8 protein-coding genes are annotated in these 13,337 nt (G+C 57.1%); 1 reads left to right on the top strand and 7 read right to left on the bottom strand.

Annotated features, from left to right (window positions below):
* Nucleotides 1–88: 88 nt before the first annotated feature.
* Entirely contained in the window at nt 89–724 is a 636-nt protein-coding gene (gene pncA, locus ABJK56_RS04835; protein WP_347243534.1) for a bifunctional nicotinamidase/pyrazinamidase, read from the top strand.
* Between the two features lie 139 nt (nt 725–863).
* Here pncA and ABJK56_RS04830 read toward each other — a convergent pair whose 3' ends face one another.
* The 7 genes from ABJK56_RS04830 to amrS all read right to left on the bottom strand — a co-directional run bounded on the left by ABJK56_RS04830 (nt 864) and on the right by amrS (nt 13,090).
* Nucleotides 864–3,926 carry a hypothetical protein gene (locus ABJK56_RS04830; protein ID WP_347243533.1) on the bottom strand — a complete coding sequence of 1,021 codons (3,063 nt, stop codon included), beginning with the start codon at nt 3,924–3,926 and terminating at the stop codon, nt 864–866.
* Between the two features lie 2 nt (nt 3,927–3,928).
* Nucleotides 3,929–4,558 (bottom strand): HAD hydrolase family protein, encoded by a 630-nt coding sequence (locus ABJK56_RS04825; protein WP_347243532.1) that lies wholly within the window; start codon nt 4,556–4,558, stop codon nt 3,929–3,931.
* Between the two features lie 76 nt (nt 4,559–4,634).
* Entirely contained in the window at nt 4,635–5,798 is a 1,164-nt protein-coding gene (locus ABJK56_RS04820; RefSeq protein ID WP_347243531.1) for a KpsF/GutQ family sugar-phosphate isomerase, read from the bottom strand.
* A 317-nt stretch (nt 5,799–6,115) separates the two neighbouring features.
* The gene (gene zwf / locus ABJK56_RS04815; RefSeq protein WP_347243530.1) at nt 6,116–7,570 is read right to left on the bottom strand and encodes a glucose-6-phosphate dehydrogenase; all 1,455 of its coding nucleotides are present in this window, start codon (nt 7,568–7,570) and stop codon (nt 6,116–6,118) included.
* 119 nt (nt 7,571–7,689) lie between these two features.
* Nucleotides 7,690–9,261 carry a prenyltransferase/squalene oxidase repeat-containing protein gene (locus ABJK56_RS04810; RefSeq protein ID WP_347243529.1) on the bottom strand — a complete coding sequence of 524 codons (1,572 nt, stop codon included), beginning with the start codon at nt 9,259–9,261 and terminating at the stop codon, nt 7,690–7,692.
* 472 nt (nt 9,262–9,733) lie between these two features.
* Nucleotides 9,734–11,827: an AmmeMemoRadiSam system protein B gene (gene amrB / locus ABJK56_RS04805; protein ID WP_347243528.1), complete on the bottom strand. Its 2,094-nt coding sequence runs from the start codon at nt 11,825–11,827 to the stop codon at nt 9,734–9,736.
* 141 nt (nt 11,828–11,968) lie between these two features.
* Nucleotides 11,969–13,090, bottom strand: a complete 1,122-nt coding sequence (gene amrS / locus ABJK56_RS04800) for an AmmeMemoRadiSam system radical SAM enzyme (protein WP_347243527.1) — start codon at nt 13,088–13,090, stop codon at nt 11,969–11,971.
* Between the last annotated feature and the right edge of the window lie 247 nt (nt 13,091–13,337).

The following is a 13,337-nucleotide window of genomic DNA, read 5'->3' as shown; positions in this document are numbered from 1 at the left end:
CGCTGGGATGCACCCAGGGCATATCCTTTACTGAGCCCAATGAGGAAAGTAAGGAAGTACAGGAGATTTGGAGAGAAGAGTTTCGTCCATGGACGCCCTGATCGTGGTGGATGTGCAGAACGACTTTTGCCCGGGAGGTGCGCTGCCTGTACCGCGGGGCGACGAAGTAGTCCCTGTTATCAATCGGGTGATGCCACTTTTCCGGCTGGTGGTGGCCACCCAGGACTGGCATCCAGCCGAACACTGCAGTTTCGCGGCCAATCACCCCGGCAAGCAGCCAGGGGAGGTTGTGGAAATCAACGGAGTGCCACAAATCTTGTGGCCCGTGCATTGTGTTCAGGAAACTCCGGGAGCCAAATTTCATCCCGGACTTAACACGCAGCTTTTCCAAGCAGTGTTTCGCAAAGGCACGGATCCGGCTATCGACAGTTACAGTGGTTTTTACGACAACGCACGGCAGCGGGCCACCGGGCTCCATGAATACCTTCAGGAACACGGTGTCACACGCATTTTTGTGGTGGGGTTGGCGACCGATTACTGCGTGAAGTGGACCTGTTTGGATGGGGTCGAGTTGGGCTATCAGACGTTTCTCGTTGAAGACGCCTGCCGGGGTGTGGAATTGATGCCGGGTGATGTGGAGCGTTCGTTGAAGCAGCTTCGGGAGGCCGGTGTCACAATCGTTTCGAGCGCCGAACTCAACTCGATTCTGCGGCAGCGCTGCTGAGTTTAAGGCATGCTCGTGGGCACTCGGTCGCTGACCGGTAAGGGGCAAATTGTCCAGAATACGATTGGGGATCGACAATCTCCACGGTGGTGAGGGATACTCCCTCCGATCATGAAAGAAGGGCTGCACCGTGGACCATTCAACCACCCAGGGGAACAGCCGGCGAGCGGCTGATCTCCAGGGATTTGGCGTCGTCCACTTTGACTGTTTTGGTGGAATACCAGAAGTAAATTCGCCGGGCTGTTGTCTTCTGAACAGGGCCACCCCGAAATTCTTGCCGGTAAAGCTCTGCGGGAACATCGCCGTCGCCTTCTAGAACTAGGAGCGTTTTCGATTCATCCAGAGACAGACGCCTTGCCCGAGCCGTATGAAATTGGGCCTCCAGAGTAACGTTTCCCAAAGCGAGAAGCTCAAGATGGGGGCGTTGCTCCCCCGGCGTCACAATTTGAAACGCTGTGAGCTCCTGACAATTGAGGACCATTCCCTCCGGACCAAGGAGGGCAGGATCGTCGGGAAGGCTCTCTGCGGACCAGGTGGCCACCCCGCCATATCGGGCTTTGACCCGGCCGTAACAACCTACTTGTCGCTGGTGAATATTTCCCTCCAATCGCTGGTGGAAACTGATGTCCAGCATGACCAGCCGTTGATCCGGTGTGGTTACGGGGGAAGAGTTGGTTTGGTGATTGGGGTTCGCGCCAGGGGACGAATTTTGCTGTGAGTTATTCTGCTGCCCCGGGTCAAGCGGCTGCTGCTCGACGGATGGTGGCGTGCCACCGGTCTGGAAAATACCGGCGAGACTAGCCGCCTGGCGGACTGTTCCAAATCGTCCTGGTCCAGGTGCGGAGATCCGGCCGCTGAGGAAATCCACGCTGATTTCGCTGACCCGCAACATATCCCGGGCAACGAGGTCGCCTGATGGAGCAAGCTCGAGATTCTCCACAAACACATTCCCGATGGCCCGAACCAACCGCACCTGGTGTCTTTCGAAACTGGAGAGACTGGAAAGGATGACTGGCTGTTCCAGTTCAATTCCCAGCGCATTGGCTTGCAGACGCCGGGGCCCGGAAGTGAGCTGAACTCCTCCTTGGAAAGAAATCGTTCGACCGGCGAAGTCCATGCCCTGGTTCCACTGAATGGCAACGCGGTCCTGAATAGAAACGGGAACAGTTCCCGCAGCAGATTTCTCAATATCGAGACGACCCACCCCGGCGACAGAGAGAAGATTACGGCCGCGGTCGAGGAAAATCTGGTATCCTGTCAAGGCCAAACCTCGCCCTGCCACGTAGGCAGGATTTCCAGTGAGTGAAAAAATCGTGGTAGGACGCGTGGGGTGAGTAACCTCGAGGTGGTCGCCGCGGAGTTGTAAGGGGTGAAGGTCCGGTTGTTGGGGACGTTCATCGGCAACGACGCTACCGTCCGCGGAAAGGGCTGTCAATTCCGCTGCCTGGCCTGCATAAGCTGCGAACTCCATTCGCAACAGATTGGCGCGCAGGACAATCTGGCCTGGGTTCCTTGGAAAAGCCGAATCGTTGTCTTTCCCGGAAGTTTTTTCAACCGGTGGAGCGGAAATAACGTTCGACGACCGAAAAGCTTCTGCTGATGAGGCCTCCTCCCACTTGATCCAGGCTTCCAGGCGGTCAGTTTGAGCGACAAACTGGGACGACCTAAGCTCGACACCCGATTCCGCCACGAACCGACGAACGCGAAGCGTGGCAAAATCGGCTGCGTGTGGACCGGCATCCGCCCAACACCAGACTTCCTGGGCCTCGAGGGTCCCCAAACTGGCGGCTTCAATGTGAACTCCGCCCTGCAGAGCGGCGATGCGCTCGTTCGACTGGTTGGTCAAAGTCAGGCTGCGGCCCCACGTCAATATCCATTCCTGCGAAGAGTTGGTGGGAGTGAACTCAGCTTTCCCGGGCCCCACGGCTGCCAGCATCTGAATGTCCCCCATTGGGCTCAGTTGGCATTGCACCCCCCGAGCCGAGAACTGATCTTTCCCCCTTTTTCCGTGTACGCCATTGGAACCATCCAGAGACATAGCACCCGAAGTGGCGTCGTAGCGAAGGTCATCTCCTTGCAATTCGCCATTCCAGGTTGGAAACACAATGCGCACTGGTTGGCCGACGGCCCGGACGAGGTGGACCTGCCATTTCGACGATCCCGGAACCGATTTCTTAGCATTCGCAGGATCACGGGACGCTTGAGCCACTGTAGGTGAATCGTTTGTGCTGTTGGGTGCTTGTTTATCCTGGAAAGTCACCACGAGCTGTTGGCAGCGGAGCTGCATGACGGTCTGGCCGTTTCGGGTCCGTGCAACTTCCACGCGGTCTTCCAGGGTGATCGTTTTCTGAGCCGGGACGAAGAGCAGGGGCCCCTGACACGAAATGTCGAGCGATTCATCTCGCGATGATGGGGACAAAGAGTCAGGTGACGTGGTCGGCTGCCATTTGTCGGGAGGCCTGAGGGTCTCCAGATCGATGTGAAGGCGATCCACATGGCGGAGCAGAAACCGATCGACATTGAGCGGTTCCTGCTGTGACCCTCCCCGCGAAAATGGCGTCCTTCCTCGGAAGACGATTTCCATTCCAGCGCCCCGGGCGCGATGTTTTCCCCAGGAAAGTTCCAGGGGATGATTCGTCCAAACGCGATGTTCTGTAACTGTAATGTCGCGAGTTGTGAGCCGGAAATCCGGATTATTCACGGTAGGGTTTTCGCCCCGTACAACAACATTACCCAGCAGTTGACCAGCGATGAACCGGCCGATTCGGGCGGTACGCAGATCGAGGGGGCGATCAAACTGGAAAATTGCGCCGTCGAGAGCTTCGAGGATGAGTATTTCCGGAAGATTTGACGGCCATTTATGAGACCCTGATGTGCGCGAATCAAAGACCAGGAGGCAGGGCCGAACCAGCACGCGTCCCTCGCCGAGATTCCAGTAGTCCTGGAAAAGCACGGTCGTTTGGTCGATTTCTAGCATTTTGGCATTTTTGATGAGCTGACTTCGACCGGGAAAGAATGCCGAAAGTGCCTCCAAGCGTTGCTGAAGCCGCTGATCGGCTGGAAAGTCCACACTGCGCGGGGAAGTCTCATGAAGATTCGGTTCGGGCTCGATAAGAGGTACCGCCAGTACGGCATAGAGCTGGTAGGCCGCGGCCGTCACCAAAAGGCTCACAATGATCTGTGCCCAGCGGTGCCTCAACATTTTTAACGGATGTGTGAAGCTGAAACGGGAAGGCCGGCATTCTTGCCCGATTGGCCGAGACCACGTTCTTCACCGAGGTAACCCTCGAGGAGCATATCCCAGAGGCCCTGCGTTCGAAGGATCATTTCGATCACCTCGCGGAGGGCTCCGCCGCCCCCTGGAGTGGCCGTCACATAATGCGCCGCAGCACGCACATCTGAAGCGGCATCCGCTACGGCTACACCCAGTCCCACCCTTTCCATCACGGCAATGTCGGGCAAATCATCGCCCAGATAGCAGACTTCGTGAGGGGATAACCCCCACGCATTAAGGACGTTCTCCACCGCTGGCCACTTCGGTCCGACCCCCTGAATCAATTGATCGACCTCCATTTCCCGGGCACGCTGTTCTACGACAACTGACCGTCGCTTACTGAGCAGGCCCAAGCGGTATCCCGCTTTTTTCCACACATGGCATCCCATTCCATCGCGGACGTGAAAAGCTTTCAGTTCATAACCGTGCTCACTCAGCCAGAGTTGGCCGTTTGTCAAAACCCCGTCCACATCAGAAATGATCGCGCGAATACGTAAGCAACGCTGGCGAAGATCGTCGGGCAGGTCGGGGACGGTATCTGTTGAGTGATGGGGCGGCATCATCGGCCTCGTTACGATTTCAGGTGCGTGTTTCAGGTTTCGTCAGTTTTATCAAAAACGGCAAAGCCCGGGATTGTCAGTCTGCTTGATTGGCCCTGCTCCTCTTTGAGCGGTCGAGAGGGATGATCGTCGGTGGTGCATCAGTCGTACGGTTGGTCGACTCCGTGGAGGAGTTGCCCGGTCGCGCATGTTCTGCGGGTTCGTCATCCAAGACGAACTCGGCATCGACGGCGGAAGCCTCGGGAAACAGGCCGATCACATCGGTGATATCGAGCAGACCGCAGGGCCGGTTCTCCTCATCAACAACCGGGAGTTCGCTGATTTTTTTCTGGGCAAGCAGCACCACGGCTTCCCGAAGCGGCGTCCCCACCAGCACGGTTATCGGAGATCGAGTCATGTGCTCGGAAACGGGTTCGTCGAGAACGGACTCGCGACGACTTTCCAGAAGTTTTGCAAGGTCGCTGTCGGTAAAAATGCCGGTCAATCGCCCGTTATCATTGAGGAGCATAATGGCTCCCGTGCGGCGGCCGGGAAGGCGTGTTTCCACAATGATCTGGCGAATGGTGTGTCGTTCGGAAGCCAACCGACATTGGGAAAGAGGCCGCATCTGGTCTTCGACTTTTCCGAGTTTACGGCCAAGGCTTCCGCCCGGATGAAACCGAGCAAAATCTTCCGGTCGAAACCCGCGCAGGTACGAAAGCGTCAGAGCAATCGCATCTCCCACTGCAAGCATGGCAGCCGTCGTGGTGGTTGGTGCGAGTTGTAAATGGCCGGCTTCGCACATGCTTCCGAGTGCGATCACAGCAGCCGCTGCGCGACCCAGCCGACTTTCCGCTCGGCTGGTGATCGCGATAATGGGAACATCTATTTCCCGGAAAAACGGAAGCAACCGAACAATTTCTTCGGTTTCTCCGCTCCAGGAGAGCACAATGGCCACGTCTCCCTGGCGTATTCTTCCCAGATCACCATGGACAGCCTCGGCCGGATGAAGAAAGTGGCTGGGCGTGCCCGTGGATGCCAGCGTGGCGGAGATTTTCTGCCCGATAAGCCCCGCCTTCCCGATACCCGTGACAATCACGCTGCCGGGGCAGGAATATATGAGAGCAATAGCCTTACAAAAAGAGGGGCCGAGGCAACTCGCCGCTTGAATGACCGCCCGGCCGATCGTGCTGACGACCTCCCGAGCAAAGCGGAGTTGTTCAAATTCTGAGTGTTTGCTCAGCGCTGCATCCGTGCCCATGTTGGGAATCCTTCCACATTGGCAAGGTCGAACAAGGCCAGGGACCCACCAGGACTAGACCGGGATCCTGCTGGGACTCGGTCCAGAAAATGGCCCGCCAAGCTCCGCAATTCTACCCATCTTTCCAGGACGCCGCAACGCGAGAATGTGAAAGGAGTGGAGCTTCCAGGATGGAGATCTTGAAGTGTGCCAGTGAAGACAGAGGCTTTTGGATGTTCTTTCTTGCGCAGATTGCTTACATTACCGCAACCTGTGGCCGCGGAAGCTGCACTGCCCTCTCCGGCGGAGTGTGCGGCTATTTATTTTGTGCATGTCATCTACTCTAACACCGGGCATACATTGAACCATCGGCGTCCTTGCCGCTGCATCCATTCTTCTGAGTAAGGGGGGCCCCATCCACCCGCTTCGTACAGCTCCAGTTGAGGAGGCCCGCCAGCGTCCCACACCCGTTGGATGGGGTCGATGATTCCCCAGGCTAGTTCGACCTCATCTGCGCGGGCAAAGAGGCTCGGATCGCCAATCATCACATCGAGGAGCAATCGCTCGTACGCCTCCGGCATCTCGCCCGCAAACTTCTCTCGGAAGTTGAAATCCAGATCGGTCAGACGCATTTTCATTCCCGCATCCGGCACTTTGGTCTGAAAATGGATCTGGATCCCCTCCGCGGGCTGGATTTGAAGCACCAGACGGTTGGCCTCGTGAATATGTTTAGGGCCTTCCTCGAACATCATGTGGGGAGGTTCACGGAACTGGATCACAATCTGCGTGGTTCGGCAAGACATCGCTTTTCCGGAGCGGAGATAAAACGGCACGCCTTGCCATCGCCAGTTGTCCACGTACAGTTTAACCACTCCAAATGTCGCTGTCTGACTGTTGGGCGGTACGTTTGGCTCGTCGCGGTACTTGCGGTACTGGCCGCGGACCGTATTCGCCGCCACATCGGCAGGCGTGAAGGGACGGACCGCTCGCAGCACCTTGACTTTTTCATCGCGGATGTCGTCCGCGTTGACCCGGCTAGGCGGTTCCATCGCCGTGAGCGTGAGGAGCTGGAGAAGATGGTTCTGGAACATATCGCGGAGAATTCCAGCCGACTCATAAAAACTTGCCCGCCGACCTATCGGCAAATCCTCCGCGGCGGTGATCTGAACGTGATCCACATAATTTCGGTTCCAGATAGGTTCAAAGATGGTATTGGCGAATCGTAAGACAAGAACGTTGGCGACAGTCTCTTTTCCAAGGTAGTGGTCAATGCGGTAAATCTGATGTTCGGCGAATACTTCATGGATCTTGGCGTTTAGCTGCCGTGCCGATTCACGATCGCGTCCGAACGGTTTTTCCACCACGATTCGCCGCGGTCCTGAGGATTCGACCGCCATTCCCGCGGCTCCGAGATGGGATACCGTGCATTCGTAAAATTCTGGTGCCAGCGCCAGATAATAGATCCGCGTCGATGGTTGGTGGTTTTCCAGCTCGGAGAGGAATTTGTCAAGTTCCGGAAAACACTCCGCGCGACTGACATCCCCAGGATGGTAATAGATGTTTTTGGCGAACTCTTCCCACAAGCTTGGGTCGAAACGTTTTCCCACCTGCGCCAGGCACGCTTCTTTGAGCGTCTCTCTCCACTGGTCGTGTGAATATTCCGTCCGGGCCATGCCCACGATAAGGAGCGTGCCCGGCAGGCGTTTTTTTCGATGGAGTTCATACAGCGCTGGGATGAGCTTTCGCCGGGTCAAATCTCCTGATGCTCCGAAGATGATAATGGTGTTGACCATTGCGGGCACTCTCCATCTTCTGAGTTTGGATTCGGCAGGGCGTATTTATCTTCGGGTAGAAAATCTTCTCAGGCAAAGAGCTTTGCAAAACGCCGAAGCCGGCAGATGACAGCATCATTTTACTGGTTGATCGCGGCCGGGTGCGACGTCGCTTCCGCCGGCGGTGCGGGAGAGGTGCTCGAAATCAACCGCAGAGCACCGGACGAATAGAGCGGAAGATGGCGGTAGTACACTTCCAGGCAGTAGATCGAGAGGCACGTCACGTAGAGACGCCCGCCTTCATTGGCCCAGGCATCACGAGAGGGTTTGATGGGGTCCCAACTGCCAGCCTCGCGCCCCGTTTTTACCTGGTTTTCCGGAAGAAGCTGCCGCATAACCGAATTCCATTTTTTCCAGTAATCGCCCTCCATGTGATGACAAACCTGGGTCGCGTAGTACCAGTAGTAAACGTCTCGGTCTCTTTCGAAATTGATCAAATTGGCAGGTTCGGTGATCCAGCTCACCCCCTTGATAAGCCGGTCGTCATCGCGTGACCATCCCAAAAACTGTCGCATGAGCAAAGCCTCGGCCGTCATCGCGAGAGTAGCCTCGCGTCCTTTTTGATAGGGATATTTGCTTCCGCCTTCGAGGGCGATCCGATCGAGAAACCGCGTCACTTTGTGGAAGACATCGGCCGGCACGTTCAGGCCTGCCATCCTGGCGCTTTGGAGAGCCATCACGATCCAGCCGGTGACAGAGACGTCACTATCTGCATTGGGACTATACCGCCAGCCACCTTCCGAGCTTTGGGAGCGAATGAGGTAATCGACCGCGCGGAGCGCTGGCTCCCGAAATCGGTCATCGCGCGTCATCCCATAAATTTCACAGAGGGCAATAGTACATTGGCCCTGCGTATAAAACCGATGGTTAAACGCTCCCTCGTGGAAGAAGTTTCCGTCGGCGTCCTGCTGTTGAAGGAGCCAATCCCAGCCTCGGGCCACGTTTTCCCGGAACTTGCCCCGTTTGTGCGTGATGCCGGCGCCCTGAAACGCGAGGAGAGCCATCGCCGTGGCGGCCTCTGGATTGTCGTCCTGGGCTCCGTTGGTATACGGACCCACGAGGCTCCACGAACCGTCCTTACGCTGCTGTCGTGCCAGCCACGCCAGCCCAAGGGCCACGGCCGCTTCGGTCGTCGCCGTACCACCATACGCCGCTAAGAGGGCTTCTTTCGCACCTTCATCTCGTCCCTTCAGGGCATAACCAATGACGGTCGCTTGGAGGTCGCTTGTGGAAGTGACACCTTCCGGGATTATTTCGGCAGGAGGCGGTGCGGCGAAGGGATTCTCCACCCGGTTGAGATCGGGCGGGGTGAGAAGTGGCTCCTCCACTTTTTCCGGGTCGTTTCCAGCAAACGGGGAATCGAATTCAAGCTGATCGCCGAGTTTCTCGGCGTAAATCTCTGCCGTGAGATCCACTTCCCGATGGAAAAATTGCGGAATAACGATCAGCGCCAGGATGATCAAAAGAATCATATGTACGATGGCGCTGATGAGCCAGGGTTGCGCGTAATATACCAGTGTGTCGCCTAGATCCTCTTTCTCGCCGTCCTCCTGCTCCGGTGATTGCGCGCTTCCTCCCGGCGCAGCCAAACGCCCGGGAGCAGCCCGGGGATAAGTGGCGCGACCAAGGATTGGGGTCTGGGGTGTAACCACGCCAGGGTGGCCTCCTGGAACGCCCGGGGGAGTCACCGGAATCGGCACAGGTCGGGCGGGAGAAGCAGCGCCAGGGGTAACGTTTGGACTGCCCGGTGCACTTCCCGAGGAAGGTTGCGGGACAATGCGGCGAGCCTGGTCGGGGAATGAACCTGATGGGGGCACGGGCGAGTTTTGAAATTGTTCTTTGCCCTCAGGTCCTCCAGACGAACGCGGATTCGGGGATGGCTGGGGCGCAGACGGCATCATTATGGTGATATCCCTGGATTCGCTGGCTCCCAATCACGCATAGTGTTACTCATCGAAGACGATTCTAACCATTCCGAAAAGACAATTTTCCTGTTGTTATCATCGGTTCCAGCCGTGGTCGAATGCCATCCGTTGCCCACAAACCCCTGCGGTCTAGTGTAGCACCCCACGGAAAGCCTGACAATTCAACTCTGCATGGCGTCGGGCAGTATCTTCTGATGCATCACCGGAACAGAGCTCCCGCGTATCCGACCACGCGATCCTGACGTCCCGACACCTCGCCACTTGTGGTGTAGCCGACAACCTTGCATTCGTTGAGACGCCCCATCTGACGGAGAGTTTCCAGGACAAACACTGCAGGAACGAGGCCGCACATACTGATGCGATTCTCCCGGACGGTTTTCCACAATCGCAGCGGGTCACGCGCCTCGAGGGCATCGAGGGCCAGCCGGTCGAGCCGCCGTGTTGTCTGCTCGTCGGCGTAGTGATTCATATCGGAGGAAATCACCAGCAGAGGAATTGGGTCCAATGTGGCAAGGAAGTTTGCGAACTCGGCGGCCGCTTTTTGAAGGAGGTCATAATCGGCTCCATGCATGACCACGCCCACCACTCGGCTTGCGGAGGCCACCCGGGCCACAATGGGCAACTGCACTTCGATGCAATGTTCCATGGCGTGGGCAGCGGCATCCAGTTCCATCAAGGGAACGGCCTTAGCTAAAGCCTCCGCCAGCTCGGGGTCAGCATGCAGACTAAGTCCGGGTAACGCCCATGTGCGATGAGGAGTCACAGCCCAATCGCATCCAATCGCGTGATGCTTGGGACCAAAAATGATCACCTGCGGGGGCACTCGCAGCCGTGCCCAAACTTCTGCCGCAAGTTTTCCGGAGTATCGCCAGCCGGCATGGGGAACTAAAGCAGCGGCCCATTTTTCACGGTCCACATTCTGCGGAAGCATCTCATTGAGAAACTCGTCCACACCGTTGGCTGTACCGGGATAAAACTGACCGGCCACGGCAGCGGGGCGAACCGAAGGCCCCGCCACGGGGCGGCTCACATTGGACGCCTCCACCGAGTCTTCCGTCGAGAGCGCCGTCAATCGATACACCTGGGTGTGAGAAGGCCGCGACGATTTGAGGCGTTTCATCACGGCTTCAAACAGCTCGGCGGAGTTTTGAGAGGGGTCATACCGCGCAGCCCAGCGATCATCCTGAACCAGGCACAGCGCATGAAAACGCGGATCGACCCCATCTAGAGCACAATCCACGGCGGTTCCAATGTGGTGAGGCTCCACCAAGATCGTCAGGCCAATTCGTAAAGAACTGACGAATCGCGGATCGAGTTGCTGGCCCCGAAACCCGGCCACAATTGTTTGAAGGAGATCCATCAGTGTGGCCTGAAGTGGGAGTTCACCGCGCGGGAAGACCCTGCTCGCTTCCATCACGCGCTCCGCCGCTCCTCCATCGTTGGCTTGTTTGATGGTAAGCACAACTCCTTGAACCGGTCCATCGTAGGCGGCCGACGTGTAAAAGTTCGGCGTTGCCCCTTGGAACATGGCTAAAAGGTTATGGTGAGCCAACGCGGCGAGACGAACAACATCGCCCATCGCCAGGTTTCCGTTGGCCAGCTCCCGCAGGTCCGGCGGCAGCAGGGACGCCATGGGGGCCTCCAGCGAGTAACCTTCAAAAGTAAACAGCTGCGTGGCCGAGTCCAACCAGGCGTTCGCCGGCAATCCCGCTTTGCGGCAGACATGCTCGAGGAATTGACGCGCGTCCAGGTGGTGTTCCACTGCAACGCCTGGAAGCAACAGACCGCGGTGCTTTCCACGAATCACCTGGAGACCATGGCGACCAATTTGCACCGCCTCGACGCGAGATTCTCCTTCCGCCGTTACGAGCTGACAATTCCACAAAATCCACACCTCCAGGGTGAGCTCCGCGATTTCCCCTCGCTGGATGGCTGGAAACCGTAGGTCCCATCGCGCGGCTCGGTCCGCTGCAGCGTTGAGCGCGCTACCGAGAGGGGACGCATCTCCCACCTGCCCGCAGCAAGCACGAAGGCTACCACCGGGGCCCTTGAGAGTCACAAAGGCTCCCCACACCGGGACTTCGCCCGCGTCGCCCAGTCTTTCTTTCAGCCGTGATTGAGGGCCGCCGATCACAGCTTCCGCGACACGTCGGGCTACCGCCTTGAGGATGAGATCCTTTTGCTCCTCGGAAAGTTCTGGCTTTTTAGGAACCGACACACCGCTCGGCTGCACTTCCGGATGCTGCGAATCGGGCTGTTGGGACGACAAATCGTCTTGTCGATAGGTTTCCATAGATTTTCTCCGACTCCCTTATGGCAAGCACGCCGGGCATGCCGCCCGTAACGTGGCTCTCAGTTGGCTTGACTGGGCAATAACTCCCTGCTCTCCAGGAGCTTTCGCACCTCAATTACTGGCGAAGACATACGTCGCCGATCATGCGAAGTTGGCAATCCGGACGGGCTGACGCCGGGCGCCCCACTGTTCGCGCGGACCCTGGGGATCAAACCGGCCGGCGATGGGGGCACCGCAGTAGCCGCAATTTGACCCTTTAAGAGCATACCTTCCGATCCAGTAGCCCTGGCGTTCTATAACCACATTCCCGCATTTTGGGCAGTAGGTGCTTTGCCGGGCTATGTCAAGGACGTTCCCTGTATAAACATAGTGCAAGCCAACTTCGCGGGCTATGTCGTAAGCACGGATGAGCGTGTCAACAGGCGTGGGCGGGTGATCCATCAGACGAAAATCAGGGTGAAATGCCGTGAAATGAAGCGGGACATCCGGTCCCAATTCCTTGAGAATCCATTCGCACATCGCGCGAATTTCGCCCGGGTCATCATTTTCGGAAGGAATAATAAGATTGGTAATTTCCACCCAAACCTGCGTCTTGTGAACTAGATACTTAAGCGTATCCAGTACCGGTTGCAGATGGCCCGCACAGAGACGGTGGTAAAAGTCTTCGGAGAACCCTTTCAGGTCCACGTTGGCGGCGTCCATGTGTTCAAAGAAGTAATCCCAGGCCACTTCGGAGATATATCCTGCGGTCACGGCGACATTCTTGATCCCCAGTGCGTGACAGGCTTTGGCTGTGTCGACAGCATACTCGGCAAAAATGACCGGATCGTTGTAGGTGTACGCAACGCTCTTGCAACCGAGCGCTTTGGCCGCGCGGGCGATTGCCTGGGGAGACGCCACTTCGCTCAGCCGTTCGATCTCTCGGGACTTGGAAATTGACCAGTTTTGACAGAACTTACAGCCGAGATTGCACCCAGCCGTGCCGAACGACAAAACGGCCGTGCCCGGATAAAAATGGTTGAGAGGCTTTTTCTCGATGGGATCAATGCAAAATCCCGTACTTCGGCCATAGCTGGTGAGCACCATTTGGCCGCCTAAATTCTGCCGTATAAAACAGAAGCCCCGCTGCCCTTCGCCCAGGCGGCACGACCGCGGACACAGGTCACAGACAAGTTTTCCGTCTTCTTCGTGCCACCAGCCAGCCGGCACGATTCCCGAAGCCGTGGGAGAAGCAGGCGGAGGTATATCAACTCGGCGGCTCATATGGCCCTCCTTTTTTAACTTTCCATAGTGGACATGACTCGCACTGGAGCGAGCCAAAAAAACCTCTTTCCAAGCAAAAGCGAAGACCCCGCTAAAGGTTAAAGATAGGAAACAGATTGTCTATCAGTTGCGAACAGACACGGGCGGACCTTTTACACCACCTCCAGGGGGTTCAAAGCCTTCGCCATTAATTCTACGGCCAGGACACGATGAGGATCAGGCCCATAATCACGCCGGGCAGAAAGGC

It is taken from the genome of Thermogutta sp., from assembly GCF_039793925.1.
GTDB lineage: Bacteria > Planctomycetota > Planctomycetia > Pirellulales > Thermoguttaceae > Thermogutta.
Note: the sequence above shows the minus strand (reverse complement) of the source record. Positions and strands in the feature narration are given on the sequence as shown.

What these genes read in the sequence shown, in the direction of transcription:
- zwf (WP_347243530.1), bottom strand. Translation starts at nt 7,570, where the DNA reads ATGGTCAACACCATTATCATCTTCGGAGCATCAGGAGATTTGACCCGG.
- amrB (WP_347243528.1), bottom strand. Translation starts at nt 11,827, where the DNA reads ATGGAAACCTATCGACAAGACGATTTGTCGTCCCAACAGCCCGATTCG.
- ABJK56_RS04830 (WP_347243533.1), bottom strand. Translation starts at nt 3,926, where the DNA reads ATGTTGAGGCACCGCTGGGCACAGATCATTGTGAGCCTTTTGGTGACG.
- amrS (WP_347243527.1), bottom strand. Translation starts at nt 13,090, where the DNA reads ATGAGCCGCCGAGTTGATATACCTCCGCCTGCTTCTCCCACGGCTTCG.
- ABJK56_RS04820 (WP_347243531.1), bottom strand. Translation starts at nt 5,798, where the DNA reads ATGGGCACGGATGCAGCGCTGAGCAAACACTCAGAATTTGAACAACTC.
- pncA (WP_347243534.1), top strand. Translation starts at nt 89, where the DNA reads ATGGACGCCCTGATCGTGGTGGATGTGCAGAACGACTTTTGCCCGGGA.
- ABJK56_RS04825 (WP_347243532.1), bottom strand. Translation starts at nt 4,558, where the DNA reads ATGCCGCCCCATCACTCAACAGATACCGTCCCCGACCTGCCCGACGAT.